This window comes from Pseudomonas subflava (assembly GCF_023823685.1).
Taxonomy (GTDB): Bacteria; Pseudomonadota; Gammaproteobacteria; order Pseudomonadales; family Pseudomonadaceae; genus Aquipseudomonas; species Aquipseudomonas subflava.
In genome coordinates, this window is the sequence record NZ_JAMXBF010000003.1 from 361355 (window position 1) to 375597 (window position 14243).

General features: G+C 66.5%; 14 protein-coding genes. 5 read left to right on the forward strand and 9 right to left on the reverse strand.

All coding sequences use genetic code 11. The features are described 5' to 3' along the window. Positions 1-60: 60 nt before the first annotated feature. Positions 61-1167: an agmatine deiminase gene (aguA, locus tag NF616_RS05095; RefSeq protein WP_252271971.1), complete on the forward strand. Its 1107-nt coding sequence runs from the start codon at positions 61-63 to the stop codon at positions 1165-1167. A 374-nt stretch (positions 1168-1541) separates the two neighbouring features. Here the strand turns inward: aguA and desA are convergent, their stop codons facing one another. Next, complete coding sequence (gene desA, locus NF616_RS05100; RefSeq protein WP_252271972.1) at positions 1542-2726, reverse strand: delta-9 fatty acid desaturase DesA; 1185 nt, start codon at positions 2724-2726, stop codon at positions 1542-1544. Positions 2727-2891: 165 nt separating this feature from the next. Here desA and dibA point away from each other — a divergent pair, with 165 nt between their 5' ends. Beyond that, the gene (gene dibA, locus NF616_RS05105) at positions 2892-5162 is read left to right on the forward strand and encodes a phosphodiesterase DibA (RefSeq protein WP_252271973.1); all 2271 of its coding nucleotides are present in this window, start codon (positions 2892-2894) and stop codon (positions 5160-5162) included. 17 nt (positions 5163-5179) lie between these two features. On the opposite strand, the gene NF616_RS05110 is transcribed toward dibA, so the two are convergent. The 7 genes from NF616_RS05110 to NF616_RS05140 all read right to left on the reverse strand — a co-directional run bounded on the left by NF616_RS05110 (position 5180) and on the right by NF616_RS05140 (position 10976). Continuing rightward, on the reverse strand, positions 5180-5395 hold the full coding sequence (locus tag NF616_RS05110) for a TOBE domain-containing protein (protein WP_076427208.1): 216 nt from the start codon (positions 5393-5395) through the stop codon (positions 5180-5182). A 93-nt stretch (positions 5396-5488) separates the two neighbouring features. Next, complete coding sequence (gene ssuB, locus NF616_RS05115) at positions 5489-6319, reverse strand: aliphatic sulfonates ABC transporter ATP-binding protein (protein ID WP_252271974.1); 831 nt, start codon at positions 6317-6319, stop codon at positions 5489-5491. Next, the gene (gene ssuC / locus NF616_RS05120; protein WP_252271975.1) at positions 6316-7110 is read right to left on the reverse strand and encodes an aliphatic sulfonate ABC transporter permease SsuC; all 795 of its coding nucleotides are present in this window, start codon (positions 7108-7110) and stop codon (positions 6316-6318) included. Before ssuC ends, ssuB begins: the two co-directional genes overlap by 4 nt. A gap of 180 nt (positions 7111-7290) precedes the next feature. Further along, positions 7291-8439 (reverse strand): FMNH2-dependent alkanesulfonate monooxygenase, encoded by a 1149-nt coding sequence (gene ssuD / locus NF616_RS05125; RefSeq protein WP_252271976.1) that lies wholly within the window; start codon positions 8437-8439, stop codon positions 7291-7293. Positions 8440-8664: 225 nt separating this feature from the next. Then, positions 8665-9648, reverse strand: a complete 984-nt coding sequence (locus tag NF616_RS05130) for a sulfonate ABC transporter substrate-binding protein (RefSeq protein WP_252271977.1) — start codon at positions 9646-9648, stop codon at positions 8665-8667. An 86-nt stretch (positions 9649-9734) separates the two neighbouring features. Further along, on the reverse strand, positions 9735-10328 hold the full coding sequence (gene ssuE, locus NF616_RS05135) for an NADPH-dependent FMN reductase (protein WP_252271978.1): 594 nt from the start codon (positions 10326-10328) through the stop codon (positions 9735-9737). 9 nt (positions 10329-10337) lie between these two features. Then, complete coding sequence (locus NF616_RS05140; protein ID WP_252271979.1) at positions 10338-10976, reverse strand: peroxiredoxin; 639 nt, start codon at positions 10974-10976, stop codon at positions 10338-10340. Positions 10977-11179: 203 nt separating this feature from the next. On the opposite strand from NF616_RS05140, the gene NF616_RS05145 reads away from it, so the two are divergent. Next, on the forward strand, positions 11180-12175 hold the full coding sequence (locus tag NF616_RS05145) for a sulfate ABC transporter substrate-binding protein (protein WP_252271980.1): 996 nt from the start codon (positions 11180-11182) through the stop codon (positions 12173-12175). 43 nt (positions 12176-12218) lie between these two features. On the opposite strand, the gene NF616_RS05150 is transcribed toward NF616_RS05145, so the two are convergent. Beyond that, positions 12219-12620 (reverse strand): hypothetical protein, encoded by a 402-nt coding sequence (locus NF616_RS05150; protein WP_043312208.1) that lies wholly within the window; start codon positions 12618-12620, stop codon positions 12219-12221. Positions 12621-12744: 124 nt separating this feature from the next. On the opposite strand from NF616_RS05150, the gene NF616_RS05155 reads away from it, so the two are divergent. Together NF616_RS05155 and NF616_RS05160 are read left to right on the forward strand one after the other, a co-directional pair. Then, positions 12745-13530, forward strand: coding sequence for an MmyB family transcriptional regulator (locus tag NF616_RS05155; protein ID WP_252271981.1), 786 nt, complete (start codon positions 12745-12747; stop codon positions 13528-13530). 66 nt (positions 13531-13596) lie between these two features. Beyond that, positions 13597-14217: a LysE family transporter gene (locus tag NF616_RS05160; RefSeq protein ID WP_252271982.1), complete on the forward strand. Its 621-nt coding sequence runs from the start codon at positions 13597-13599 to the stop codon at positions 14215-14217. Positions 14218-14243: the final 26 nt, after the last annotated feature.

A 14243-nucleotide genomic window follows, 5' to 3' on the forward strand; every position in this document is an offset into this window, starting at 1 on the left:
GCGCACCTCGCCTCCAGACACCTTCGCCGGTGCGCATGGCGCACCCTACGGAGCCACGCAATGCCCACTCTGACCTCCACCCCACGCGCCGACGGCTTCCGCATGCCCGCCGAATGGGAACCCCACAGCCAGACCTGGATGGTCTGGCCCGAGCGCCCGGACAACTGGCGCCTCGGCGGCAAGCCGGCGCAGGCCGCCTTCACCGCCGTGGCCCGCGCCATCGCCGAGTTCGAGCCGGTCACCGTCTGCGTATCCGCAGGCCAATACGAGAACGCCCGCGCGCGCCTCGACGGCAGCGGCATCCGCCTGGTGGAAATCAGCACCGACGACGCCTGGGTGCGCGACACTGGACCCACCTTCGTCACCAGCGATCAGGGTGACGTGCGCGGCGTGGACTGGAGCTTCAACGCCTGGGGCGGCTTCGACGGCGGCCTGTACTGGCCCTGGCAGCGCGACGACCAGGTGGCCAGCAAGATCCTCGAAATCGAGCGCTGCGACCGCTACCGCACCGAGGGCTTCGTGCTGGAGGGCGGCTCCATTCACGTCGATGGTGAAGGCACCCTGATCACCACCGAGGAATGCCTGCTCAACAGGAACCGCAATCCGCACCTGTCCCGCGAAGAGATCGAGGCGGTGCTGCGCGATCACCTGGCCATCGACACGGTGATCTGGCTGCCGGACGGCCTGTTCAACGACGAGACCGACGGCCACGTCGACAACTTCTGCTGCTACGTGCGCCCTGGCGAAGTGCTACTGGCCTGGACCGACGACGCCAACGACCCCAACTACCCGCGCTGCCAGGCGGCGATGCAGGTGCTGGAGTCCGCCCGCGATGCCAAGGGTCGCCAACTGGTCGTGCACAAGATGCCGATTCCCGGCCCGCTGCATGCCAGCGAGGAAGAGTGCGCCGGCGTGGACGCCGCCCAAGGCAGCCAGGAACGCAGTCCCGCGGTGCGCCTGGCCGGCTCCTACGTCAACTTCCTGATCGTCAACGGTGGCATCGTCGCGCCGAGCTTCGACGACCCCAAGGACGAAGAAGCGCGCGCCATCCTGCAACGCGTGTTCCCCGAGCACCGCGTCGTGATGGTCCCGGGCCGCGAGATCCTCCTCGGCGGCGGCAATATCCACTGCATCACCCAGCAACAGCCGGCGCCGCAAAAACGCTGATCGCAGCCGGACCAGAGCCCGCTTCGGCGGGCTTTTTCATGGGCAAAGAGAAGGCGCACCGGGTTAACACGCTTCCGCGAGGCATTGCGGCTACGACGAGCGCTTCCCGGCCTCATTCCCTCAAGCAACCGGTATAGCCGTCACGGCTAGGCGCAAAGCCCCGTATGGCAGGCCTTCTGATCTCAGCGACTCAGGTCGCCGCCGGGTGCAGCGAGCAGTAAGGTAGCCCGGATGCAATCCGGGGAACGGAGCCGCCTGCCTCCCGGATTGCATCCGGGCTACGCCGAGCGCTTCTCGGCCTCGTTCGCTCAGGCGCCACGACGGCTGGGCATAAAAAAGCCCGCCGGAGGCGGGCTCTTGCAGATCGCGGCGACTCAGGCGGTAGCCGGGCGCAGCGAGTAGGTCTTCAGCTGCTCGGCGAACTCGCGCAGGGACTGGATGCCGCTGGCCTCGGCCTCGTGCACCCACTGCTTGATCGCCTCGAGCATGTCGTGGCCGTTGCTGCTGGTCTTGGCCCAGATCTGCTGCAGGGCGATGCGCCTCTCGTAGATCACCTTCAGCGCCTGGCTCTGCGCCAGCAGCTCGCTGATGCGCGCGTGGTGCTTGTCTTCCAGCAGGCTGGTCTCGCGCGACAGCAGGCGCTTGCCGCGGCGGAACAGGTGGCGCACCGACTCGTCGGCCTTGGCCAGCTCCTGCTTCACCAGCGGCTTGATCACCAGCTTGCGGTACTGGGCCATGATCTGGAAGCGGTTGTTGAGGATGGCCATGGCGGTGTCCATGTCCAGGCTGTGCTTGCCCTCGACGCGGTGGGCGATAGGCGCCACGCGCTGCACCTTGGCCATGCCGAGGGCGCTGAACAGCTTGATCCAGGCCCAGCCCATGTCGAACTCCCACTTCTTCACCGACAGCTTGGCGCTGTTCGGGTAGGTGTGGTGGTTGTTGTGCAGCTCTTCGCCGCCGATCAGGATGCCCCAGGGCACCAGATTGGTCGCGGCGTCGCGGCACTCGAAGTTGCGGTAGCCGACGGCATGGCCGAGGCCATTGATCACGCCCGCAGCCCACACCGGAATCCACATCATCTGCACCGCCCACACGGTCATGCCGAGCACGCCGAACAGGGCCAGGTCGATGATCGCCATGAGGATGATGCCGCCCATGGGGAAACGGCTGTAGACGTTGCGCTCGAGCCAGTCATCCGGGCAGTTCTTGCCGTAGATGCGCAGGGTTTCTTCGTTCTTCGCCTCTTCCTGGTACAGCTCCGCGCCCTTGCGCAGCACGGTGCCGAGGCCCTTGATCACCGGGCTGTGCGGGTCATCGACGGTCTCGCATTTGGCGTGGTGCTTGCGGTGGATGGCAGTCCACTCACGGGTGTTCTGGCCGGTGGTCATCCACAGCCAGAAACGGAAGAAGTGCTTGAGTGCGGGATGCAGCTCCAGCGCGCGGTGCGCGGAGTAGCGGTGCAGATAGACGGTGACGCTGACGATGGTGATGTGGGTCAGCACCAGGGTGACTGCCACCAGTTGCCACGGCGACAGATCGAGAAAACCGTTGTACCACATGAAGGGTATTGCCTCGCGGGGAGAAGATCGCGGCCGGGGCCCTGGCCTGCCGGCATTATCCCCAAGCCGGGGGAGAAAACCAGTGGGTCATTTAGACGCGAATGCACTGGATGCCTTCGTATCTATAATGTGCCGCAGCTCTCATTCGGCCTGGTCGCCCCCTTGATGAAATTTCAGCGCAGCCCGCTGCAGCTCACCCTGCTTTATCTGATCGTCGCTTCCCTATGGATTTTGTGCAGCGACACCCTGCTGTTGCGGCTGGGCTTCGACCGCGTTGCGCTGGCCCACTACCAGACGATGAAGGGCTTTATTTTCGTGCTGTTCAGCGGCTTCGCCTTGTTCTACGCGCTGAACCAGCACCACGCGGAGCAGCTGCGCGCCCGCGTTGCGCTGAAACGCAGCGAGGAGCGCCTGATCCTGGCGCTGGACTCGGCGCAGGAGGGACTCTGGGATTGGGACATGAAGAGCGACCGGGTGTACTACTCGCGCCGCTACTGCGAAATACTCGGTTACACACCCGAAGAATTCGGTGACGACCGGGAGGCGTGGGTGTCGCGCCTGCATCCCGAAGATCGCGAACTCGCCGCGGAACGGCTGCGTACCCTCATCGAGGAGCGCAGTCCTTATTACGAAAGCATCTTCCGGCTGCGCCACCACAACGGCGACTACCGCTGGCTCTACGCCCGTGGCCAGCTGTTGCTGGACGAGGCCGGCGAGCCGAGCCGCTTCATCGGCACCTCCAGCGACATCACCCAGCGCCGCGCCGACGAGGACAGCCTTCGGCAGGCGGCCGCAGTATTCGACAGCACCCTCGAGGGCGTGCTGGTCACTGACCGCGAGCAGCGCATCGTCCACGTCAATCCGGCCTTCACCCGCATCACCGGCTACACCGCCGAGGAAGTGCTCGGGCGCCAGCCCAGCATGTTCAAGTCCGGTCGCCACGACGACACCTTCTACCGCGCGCTCTGGCATGCGCTGAACGAGCGCGGCACCTGGAGCGGGGAAATCTGGAACCGGCGCAAAGACGGCGAGGTGTTCCCCATCTGGCAATGCCTGCGCGCGGTGCGCGACGAGAACGGCCACCTCAGCCACTACGTCGCGGTGTTTTCCGACGTCAGCGCCATCAAGCGCTCCCAGCACGAGCTGGACTACCTGGCCCACCACGACCCGCTGACCACCCTGCCCAACCGCCTGCTGTTCGGCGAGCGCATCGAGCAGGCCCTGCAGCGGGTGCGCGGCGAACAGCGGCGCGGCGCGCTGCTGCTGGTCGACCTCGACCACTTCAAGATCGTCAACGAGAGCCTTGGCCACAACACCGGCGACCGCCTGCTGCGGCTGATCGGCGAACGCCTGAACGACGCCTTCGGCCCCGGCGTCACGCTCGCCCGCCTCGGCGGCGACGAATTCGGCCTGCTCAGCAGCGACTGCGCCCAGGCCGAACAGGCCTCGCAGCTGGCCTTGCAGCTGCTGGACTGCCTGCGCGAACCCTTCATGGTCGACGACCAGCCGCTGTTCATCGGCGCCAGCATCGGCATCAGCCTGTTTCCCGACGACGGCGACAGCGTCGAGCAGCTGCTGCGCAATGCCGACTCGGCGCTGTTCCGCGCCAAGAGCAGCGGGCGCCAGACGTTCAGCTTCTACAGCCAGGACATGACCACCGTCGCCCGCCAGCGCGTGCGCCTGGAATCGGAGCTGCGTCAGGCGCTGGAGCAAGACCAGTTACGCGTGCACTACCAGCCGATCCACGCGCTGGAGAGCGGCGCCATGCTCGGTGCCGAGGCGCTGGTGCGCTGGCAGCACCCCGAGCGCGGCCTGGTGCCGCCCGGCGAGTTCATCCCGGTGGCCGAGGACAGCGGCCTGATCGGCGCCATTGACGCCTGGGTACTGGAGCAGGCCTGCGCGCAGATGCGCCGCTGGCAGGCCGACGGCCTGGCGCTGGAGTTCGTCGCGGTCAACGTCTCCAGCCGGCTGTTCAGCCGCGGCGAACTGGATCTGCGGGTAGAGCGGGTGTTGCGCGACAGCGGCCTGAGCCCGCAGCAGCTGGAGCTGGAGGTGACGGAAAGCGCGGTGATGGACGACCCCGAGCGCGCCAGCGAGCTGCTCGACCAGCTGCACCGCCTGGGCGTGCGCCTGGCCATCGACGACTTCGGCACCGGCTACTCGTCGCTCGCGCGCCTGAAGAGCCTGCCGGTGCACAAGCTCAAGCTCGACCAGAGCTTCGTCCGCGGCCTGCCGCAGGACCGTGAGGACGCGGCCATCGCCCGCGCGGTGGTCACCCTCGGCCACAGCCTCGGCCTGCGAGTGCTGGCCGAGGGCATCGAGACGGCCGAGCAGGCGGCATTCCTGCGCGAGATCGGCTGCAGCCTGGGCCAGGGCTACTGGTTCGGCCGACCGCAGCCGGCGGAGCACCTGCGCTCGACTCCGCCCCAGGGCTGAAACGGCACAGGCCGTGATCAGAGCTTGGCAATCGAAACCTCGGTGGATTTGACGAAGGCGATCACCTCGCTGCCCACCTGTAGCTCCAGCTCGCGCACCGAGCGGGTGGTGATCACCGAGGTGACGATGCCGGCGGCGGTCTGCACGTCGATTTCCGACAGCACGTCGCCGATCACGATCTCCTTGATGGTGCCCTTGAACTGGTTACGCACATTGATGGCTTTGATGGTCATGGTGTTGCTCCTTGGTCGTGGGTAGCCCGGATGCAATCCGGGAAATCATCGGCTCCGCTCCCGGATGCATCCGGGCCACGGATTCGCAGTTGCTCACAGCGCCCAGCGCAGTTGCGTGGGCAATGGGGAAACGGGTTCGGGTTGCGGCGGCGTGGCCGGCAGCGCCAGCACGCGGTCGAGCACTTCGGCCTCCAGCGCGGCCAGGCGCGCAGAGCCGCGATGGCGCGGACGCGGCAGGTCGACGGCCAGGTCGAGGCCGATCTCTCCATCCTCGATCAGGATCACCCGGTCAGCGATGGCCACGGCCTCGGCCACGTCGTGGGTCACCAGCAGCACGGTGAAGCCGTGTTGCTGCCACAGGCCTTCGATCAGTTGCTGCATTTCGATGCGGGTCAGCGCGTCCAAGGCGCCCAGCGGCTCGTCGAGCAGCAGCAGGCGAGGCTGGTGGATCAGCGCACGGGCCAAGGCCACGCGCTGCTTCTGCCCGCCGGAGAGGGCCGCTGGCCACTCGTGGGCGCGGTCGGCCAGACCGACGGCGGCCAGTGCTTCGCGCGCCCTGGGCCGCCATTCACCGGACAGGCCGAGGCCGACGTTGTCGATCACGCGCTTCCACGGCAGCAGGCGCGAGTCTTGGAACATCAGCCGGGTGTCTTCGCGGGCCGCCGCCAGCGGGCCGTTGCCGGCCAGCAGCTGGCCGCCGCTGGGCGCGTCGAGCCCGGCCAGCAGGCGCAGTAGAGTGCTCTTGCCGCAGCCACTGCGGCCGACCACGGCAACGAACTGCCCGGCCGGGATGTGCAGGTCGATGCTTTTGAGCACCTCGCGCTCGCCGAAGGCCTTGCGGATGCCCTCGATGGCCAGCGGGATGCCGTCCAGCGGAGTGCCGCCCAGCGGTCTGCCCTGGCGAATGCTGTGCAGGGCAGTCATTGCGCACCTGCCTTGGCCTGGTAGGCCGGATGCCAGCGCAGCCAGGCACGTTCGAGCAGGCGGGCGGCGACGTCGGCCAGCTTGCCAAGCACCGCGTAGAGCAGGATGGCCAGCACCACCACGTCGGTCTGCAGGAACTCGCGGGCGTTCATCGCCAGGTAACCGATGCCGCTGCTGGCGGAGATGGTCTCCGCCACGATCAACGTCAGCCACATGAAGCCGAGGGCGAAGCGCACACCGACCAGGATCGACGGCAGCGCGCCGGGCAGGATCACCTGCCAGAACAGGGCGAAACCCTTGAGGCCGTAGCTGCGCGCCATCTCCACCAGGGCCGGGTCGACGTTGCGGATGCCGTGGTAGGTATTCAGATAGATGGGGAACAGGGTGCCGAGGGCGACCAGGAAGATCTTCGCCGCTTCGTCGATGCCGAACCACAGGATCACCAGCGGGATCAGCGCCAGGTGCGGCACGTTACGAATCATCTGCACCGAGCTGTCGAGGAAGCGCTCGCCCCAGTTGGACAGGCCGGTGATGAAGCCGAGCAGCAGGCCGATGCCGCCGCCGATAGCGAAACCGATGGCCGCGCGCTGGCCGCTGATGGCCAGGTGAGTCCAGATCTCGCCGCTGGAAAGCAGTGCCCAACCCGCCTCGATCACCGCGCTGGGCGCCGGCAGGATGCGCGTGGACAGCCAGCCTGCGACCACCGCGCCCTGCCACAGGGCCAGCAGTGCGACCGGCAGCGCCCAGGGCGCCAGGCGGCGACCGATGTTGTGTAGCTTGTGCGTCGACATGGCAACGCTCCTTTCTTAGATTCTTCGCTGTGGAGTGAGGTGAAGGCTCCGCCCCTCTCCCTAACCCTCTCCCCAGAGGGGGCGAGGGGATGTTCTGTGTTGCCGGCTACGCCGAGCTCGGCTACCACCCCGTCTACTCCCTCTCCCATTTATGGGAGAGGGTTGGGGAGAGGGTGCCTTTCAGCTGGCCGAAGCGGCCTTGGGCAGGATGTCGCTGGAGATCATTTCGCCGAACGGGCTGACGTAGCCGCGGCTAGCCGGGCGTTCCGGCTGGGCGATATCCAGGTGCGGGAACAGCAGCTCGGCGACGCGGTACGACTCTTCCAGGTGCGGGTAGCCGGAGAAGATGAAGGTGTCGATGCCGAGGTCGGCATACTCCTTCACCCGCGCGGCCACGGTCGGGCCATCGCCGACCAGCGCGGTGCCGGCACCGCCACGCACCAGGCCGACGCCAGCCCAGAGGTTCGGCGAGACTTCCAGGTTGTCCTTCTTGCCGCCGTGCAGGGCGGCCATGCGCTGCTGGCCAACCGAGTCGAAGCGCGCCAGAGAAGCCTGGGCGCGGTCGATGGTGTCCTGGTCCAGGTGGCTGATCAGGCGATCAGCGGCGGCCCAGGCTTCCTCGGTGGTCTCGCGCACGATGACGTGCAGGCGGATGCCGAAGCGCACCGTACGACCTTGGCGGGTAGCTTTCTCGCGCACGGCGGCGATCTTTTCGGCCACCGCGACTGGCGGCTCGCCCCAGGTCAGGTACAGCTCGACCTGCTCGGCGGCCAAGTCCTGGGCGGCTTCGGAGGAACCACCGAAGTACAGCGGCGGGCGCGGCTGCTGGATCGGCGGGTAGAGCAGCTTGGCGCCCTTCACCTGCAGGTGCTTGCCGTCGTAGTCGACGGTCTCGCCCTCCAGCACGCGACGCCAGATGCGGGTGAATTCGACGGAAGCTTCGTAACGCTCCTCGTGTGACAGGTGCAGGCCGTCGCCGGCCAGTTCGTCCGGATCGCCACCGGTGACCAGGTTGAACAGCGCGCGGCCATTGGACAGGCGGTCCAGGGTCGCCGCCTGGCGCGCGGCCACGGTGGGCGAAATGATCCCCGGGCGCAGCGCGACGAGGAACTTCAGGTTCTGCGTCGCCGGGATCAGCGAGGCAGCCACCAGCCAGGAGTCCTCGCAGGAACGCCCGGTGGGGATCAGCACGCCGCCGAAGCCGAGGCGGTCGGCGGCCTGGGCGATCTGGGTGAGATAGCCATGGTCGACGGCGCGGGCGCCTTCGGCGGTGCCGAGGTACTTGCCGTCGCCGTGGGTGGGAAGGAACCAGAAAATGTTGAGGCTCACGGAGTGGTCTCCTTGGTCAGGCGTAGCCGGGATGCAACCCGGGGCTGGATTTCCCGGATTGCATCCGGGCTACTCGAATTCGATGTTGTACCGCCCCTCTCCCGACCCTGCGGGCCGCCTTCTCCCGTAAACGGGAGAGGGAAGAGCCGTACCGGTGCCACAATCTCCCCTCCCCATTTATGGGAGAGGGGCTGGGGTGGCCCGCGTAGGGGAGAGGGTTGGCCGTTACTGCTGGGCCACCTTGACCGAGCCCGGAGGAGTCCAGATCACGTCCGCGATGGTCAGGCGCTTGGGGATCAGCTTGAGGTCGGTGAAGGTGTCGGCGATCTTCTGCTGCGCGGCGATCACCTCAGGGGTAATGAACCGCGCGCCGTAGCCCTGGCGCTCGACGGCCTGGCGGGTGATTGCCGGCGACAGGCCGATCAGCGGGGCGACCTGGCTGGTGGCTTCGTCGAGGTTGCCCTTGACCCACTCGCCGACGCCGCGGATTTCCTCGACCAGCACGCCGATCACCTGCGGGTTCTTCTCGGCATAGGGGCGGGTGGCCAGGTAAAACTGGTGGTTGTCGACCAGGCCGCTACCGTCACGCAGGCTGCGCGCCTGCAGCTGGTGCTCGGCGGCGGACTGGAAGGGGTCCCAGATCACCCAGGCCTCGACGCTGCCACGCTCGAAGGCGGCGCGGGCATCGGCTGGCGGCAGGTACACGGGCTGAATGTCGCTGTACTTCAGGCCGGCGTCTTCCAGGGCGCGCACCAGCAGGTAGTGCACGTTGGAGCCCTTGTTCAGGGCGATTTTCTTACCCTTGAGTTCGGCAACGTTCTTGATCGACGAATCCTTCGGCACCAGGATCGCCTCGCCAGTCGGCGCTGGCGGCTCGTGGGCCACGTAGAGCAGATCGGCGCCGGCAGCCTGGGCAAATACCGGCGGGGTTTCGCCGGTGACACCGAAGTCCACCGAACCGACATTGAGCCCTTCGAGCAGCTGCGGGCCGCCGGGGAACTCGGTCCATTTCACCTCGACGCCCTGCTCGGCCAGGCGCTTCTCCAGCGTGCCTTTGGCCTTGAGCAGCACCAGGGTGCCGTACTTCTGATAGCCGATACGCAGGACGCTCTTATCCTGAGAAGCAGCGTGAGCTTGAGTGATGGCGCCGAATGAGATGGCCGCGGCAAACAGGGCGACCAGGCTCCGACGCAAAGTAATGGTGCGCATGGCGCTCTCCTTTGCTGTGGTTTCTGGGTTGGCGACCTGCTTGCCCGTTGGCGGGCGAGTAAGGCGGGGTGTTGCTGTGTGTCGGTTCAGATACTCCAGCGGGCGTTCACCAGCCGGTCGTTCAACAGATTCGGGTCGATCGGTTTCGGCCGGCGCGCGAGGGCGGCGACCAGCTGCTCCACCGATTCATCGAGACGCTCGCGCAGTTCCTCGTCAATGCGGGCGGGGTGGTCCCCTTCCGGATAGGCGATCTGCTTGTCCACGGCGAACACGCCGGGGAGCATCTCCTGGGCTTTCAGCGCCGCCAGTACCGGCTTCAGCGCGTAATCCACGGCCAGCAAATGGGCGGGGCTGCCGCCACTGGCGATGGGCAGTACCGCCTTGTGCGCCAGGGCGCGCTCCGGCAGCAGGTCGAGCAACACCTTCAGCGCGCCGGTGAAGGACGCCTTGTACACCGGGGTGGCGACCACCAGGCCGTCGGCGCTGGCCACTGCCGCCTGCAGCTGCTGCACCGCGGCGCTGGAAAAGTCGGCATGCAGCAGGGCGTCGGCCGGAAAGTCGCGTATCCGTAGCAGGCTGACCTCCAGACCATTGGCCTGCAGGCGCTGGCTCACATACTCCAGCAGCAGTTCGGTGCGTGAGCGCGCCGATGGGCTGCCGGACAACAGGACAACGTGCATGCTCTGTCCTTAACGGTTCGGCTGCGGCGTCAGACGCAGGTAGGGCTTCACCGCGCGATAGCCTTGCGGGAAGCGCTGGGCTATCTCTGCCTCGTCCTTCAGCGACGGCACGATCACTACCTCGTCACCGTCCTGCCAGTTGGCCGGGGTGGCGACCTTGTGGTGGTCGGTGAGCTGCAGCGAGTCGATGACACGCAGGATCTCGTGGAAGTTGCGTCCGGTGCTGGCCGGGTAAGTGATGATCAGGCGCACCTTCCTGTTCGGGTCGATGATGAACAGCGAACGCACGGTGAGGGTGTCGTTGGCGTTCGGGTGGATCAGGTCGTACAGGCCGGAGACCTTGCGGTCGGCGTCGGCCAGGATCGGGAAGTTGACCCGGGTGTTCTGGGTTTCGTTGATGTCGTCGATCCACTTGATGTGCGAGTCCACCGGGTCCACCGACAGGGCGATGGCCTTCACGCCGCGCCGGGCGAATTCGTCTTTCAGCTTGGCGGTGAAGCCCAGCTCGGTGGTGCACACCGGGGTGAAGTCGGCGGGGTGGGAAAACAGCACGCCCCAGCTCTCGCCCAGCCACTCGTGAAAACGGATGCGACCCTCGCTGGAGTCCTGCTCGAAGTCGGGGGCGATGTCGCCCAGGCGGATGCTCATGGTGATGTTCCTTAGCGGTTCGTTGCGTGGCGCCACTATTGCTCACGAACGCGGAAGATCAAAAAGAATAAATGATGATTTATTTATTTCTTAAAGGAATATAAGCGCAATAAGGTTTATGGAATAAGTACCCAACCAATAATTCTTTCAAAGAATAAATGGCGCCTTCTATAGTCGTGGCCGCCCACCCAAAGGATGTCCCGATGAAACGCCTTCTGCCCGTCTCTCTACTTGCCGCCGGCCTGATCTTCACCGCTTCCGCCCAGGCGGCGAACCTGCTCAACGTCTCCTATGACGTGATGCGCGACTTCTACAAGGACTACAACGCCGCGTTCCAGAAGCACTGGCAGGCCGAGGGCGGCAAACCACTGACCCTCCAGATGTCCCACGGCGGCTCGAGCAAACAGGCGCGCGCGGTGATCGACGGCCTGCCGGCCGATGTCATCACCATGAACATGGCCACCGACATCAACGCCCTGGCCGAGCACGGCAAGCTGATCCCCGAAGACTGGGCCGCGCGCCTGCCGAACAACAGCGCGCCCTTCACCTCCGCCACCGTGTTCATCGTGCGTAAGGGCAACCCCAAGGCCCTGAAGGACTGGCCGGACCTGCTCAAGGACGGCGTGCAGGTGGTGGTGCCGAACCCGAAGACCTCGGGTAACGGCCGCTATACTTACCTCTCCGCCTGGGGCTATGTACTGCAGAACGGCGGCGACGAGACCGAGGCCAAGGACTTCGTCGGCAAGCTGTTCAAGCAGGCGCCGGTACTCGACACCGGTGGCCGCGCCGCCACCACCACCTTCATGCAGAACCAGATCGGCGACGTGCTGGTGACCTTCGAGAACGAGGCCGAGATGATCGCCCGCGAATTCGGGCGCGGCGGTTTCGAAGTGGTCTACCCGACCGTCTCCGCCCAGGCCGAGCCGCCTGTCACGGTGGTCGACAAGGTAGTGGACAGGAAAGGCACCCGCGCCGAGGCCGAGGCCTACCTGAAGTACCTGTGGTCCGACGAGGGCCAGCGCATCGCTGCCAACAACTACCTGCGCCCGCGCAACGAGAAAATCCTCGCCGAGTTCTCCGACCGCTTCCCCAAAGTCACCTTCCTCAACGTGAACGAGACCTTCGGTGACTGGCCGAGCATCCAGAAGACCCACTTCAACGACGGCGGCGTGTTCGACCAGATCTACACCGCCCAGTGACACCCAAAAGCCCGGCAAATGCCGGGCTTCTTGTTTGCGCCCCTCATGCCGCCAGCGGCTCGGAGCGTTTCAGGCCGACCAGTTCCAGCTCGAGGAACAGCAGCACCGTCAGCGCCTGGCCGATGACGAAGACGTGGCCGAGCAGGTTCGGCGTGACCCAGCCGGCGAGCAGCAGCACCAGGGTATCGATTACCCACAGCGCGTTGATCGCCAGCACCGCCCATACCGCCAAACGATTGATCTGCTCGCAGCTGCCCAGCCAGACCAGAAACACGCCCAGCGGCAACAGCAGCCAGCCGGCGCCGAGCAGCAGTTCGCGCGGCAGGGCCAGCAGTTCGGCGAGCCAGCCGGCGGCCAGCACCAGCAGCGAGCCGGTGGCCAGGCCGGCCACGCCATCGGCGAGCAGGGCGCGGCGCAACAACGGAGAAGCGTTCAGGGTATGCATGGCGAATCCTCCAATGAGGGCGCCGGACTGGCGCCTGGCCATAGAGTTCTCCCGCTGCGGGCGACGCGTCGATTACCTGCCAGGTAATGGTCGCGTTGACGCGCCTGGGCTATCGTCCGCAACCATGAAAACAGCCAATCACCCCGTCGGCGCCCTGCTGCGCCAGTGGCGCCAGCGCCGCCGCCTGAGCCAGCTCGACCTCGCCTGCGAGGCGGACATTTCCACCCGCCACCTGAGCTTCGTCGAGACCGGCCGCGCCCTGCCCAGCCGCGAGATGCTGCTGCACCTGGCCGAGCAGCTGGAGATTCCCCTGCGCGAACGCAACCGCCTGCTCAGCGCCGCCGGCTATGCACCGCTGTACAGCCAGCACGGGCTGAACGATCCGGCCTTGGCCGCCGCCCGCGCCGCCATCGAGCAACTGCTCAAGGCCCACGAGCCCTACCCGGCGCTGACCATCGACCGCCAGTGGAACCTGCTGGCGGCCAATTCCTCGGTGGCGCCCTTCCTCGCCGGGTTGCCGGCCGAGCTGCTCGGCCCGCCACTCAATGTGCTGCGCGTATCACTGCATCCGCAGGGCCTGGCGCCGCGCATCCTCAATCTGGCCCACTGGCGCGCCTATCTGCTGATGCGCCTGCAGCACGACATCGACATCAGCGGCGACCCGCAGCTGATGGCCCTGCAGGAAGAGCTGCTGAGCTACCCGGCCCCTGCCGAGAAGGCCGAACCGATGCCGGAGAGCGTGCTGATGCCACTGCAGTTCCAGACCGAGCAGGGCGTGCTCAGCCTGATCAGCACCACCACGGTATTCGGCACGCCCAACGACGTGACCCTGGCCGAGCTGGCCCTGGAGACCTTCTTCCCGGCCGATGCCGAGAGCGCCGAGTACCTGCGCCAGCTGGCCAAGACCTAGGTCGCGCTTGCAGGACGCGGCGCCTGACCCCATCTTGAGCAGCCCACCCGGAAAGCGGACTGCGCCATGCTCGAACTCGTCTCGGTCGTCACCATCACCCTGCTCGCCGTGATCAGCCCCGGCGCCGACTTCGCCATGGTCAGCCGCAACAGCATGTTCCTCTCGCGCCGCGCCGGGCTGCTCACCGCGCTGGGCATCAGCCTCGGCGTGCTGGTCCACGTGACCTATTCGATGCTCGGCATCGGCCTGCTGATCTCGCAGTCGATCCTGCTGTTCAACCTGGTCAAATTCGCCGGCGCCGCCTACCTGATCTGGCTCGGCATAGGCATGCTGCGTAGCCGCAAGCTCGATCCGCAACAAGTGGTGGCTGCGCCGCAACTGAGCGACTGGCAGGCGCTGCGCGTGGGCTTCCTGACCAATGCGCTGAACCCCAAGACCACGCTGTTCGTGGTCGCCCTGTTCACCCAGGTGATCAGCCCGGACACCGCCACCCTGACCCAGCTCGGCTACGGCCTGTTCATGTCCGCCGCGCACCTGTTCTGGTTCGCTCTGGTGGCCTACGGTCTGTCTTCGGAAGCGGCGCGCGGCTTCGTCGCCCGCAGCCGGCACCTGATCGAACGCGCCATCGGCGGCGTGCTGGTCGCGCTGGGGCTCGGTCTCGCCGCTTCTTCGCTGCAGCGCAGCTGATAAAAAAACCGGGCCATGCGGCCCGG

Excerpts from the sequence above, each read along its gene's own strand:
- aguA (WP_252271971.1), top strand. The coding sequence starts at position 61 with ATGCCCACTCTGACCTCCACCCCACGCGCCGACGGCTTCCGCATGCCC.
- desA (WP_252271972.1), bottom strand. The coding sequence starts at position 2,726 with ATGTGGTACAACGGTTTTCTCGATCTGTCGCCGTGGCAACTGGTGGCA.
- dibA (WP_252271973.1), top strand. The coding sequence starts at position 2,892 with ATGAAATTTCAGCGCAGCCCGCTGCAGCTCACCCTGCTTTATCTGATC.
- NF616_RS05110 (WP_076427208.1), bottom strand. The coding sequence starts at position 5,395 with ATGACCATCAAAGCCATCAATGTGCGTAACCAGTTCAAGGGCACCATC.
- ssuB (WP_252271974.1), bottom strand. The coding sequence starts at position 6,319 with ATGACTGCCCTGCACAGCATTCGCCAGGGCAGACCGCTGGGCGGCACT.
- ssuC (WP_252271975.1), bottom strand. The coding sequence starts at position 7,110 with ATGTCGACGCACAAGCTACACAACATCGGTCGCCGCCTGGCGCCCTGG.
- NF616_RS05130 (WP_252271977.1), bottom strand. The coding sequence starts at position 9,648 with ATGCGCACCATTACTTTGCGTCGGAGCCTGGTCGCCCTGTTTGCCGCG.
- ssuE (WP_252271978.1), bottom strand. The coding sequence starts at position 10,328 with ATGCACGTTGTCCTGTTGTCCGGCAGCCCATCGGCGCGCTCACGCACC.
- NF616_RS05140 (WP_252271979.1), bottom strand. The coding sequence starts at position 10,976 with ATGAGCATCCGCCTGGGCGACATCGCCCCCGACTTCGAGCAGGACTCC.
- NF616_RS05145 (WP_252271980.1), top strand. The coding sequence starts at position 11,180 with ATGAAACGCCTTCTGCCCGTCTCTCTACTTGCCGCCGGCCTGATCTTC.
- NF616_RS05150 (WP_043312208.1), bottom strand. The coding sequence starts at position 12,620 with ATGCATACCCTGAACGCTTCTCCGTTGTTGCGCCGCGCCCTGCTCGCC.
- NF616_RS05155 (WP_252271981.1), top strand. The coding sequence starts at position 12,745 with ATGAAAACAGCCAATCACCCCGTCGGCGCCCTGCTGCGCCAGTGGCGC.
- NF616_RS05160 (WP_252271982.1), top strand. The coding sequence starts at position 13,597 with ATGCTCGAACTCGTCTCGGTCGTCACCATCACCCTGCTCGCCGTGATC.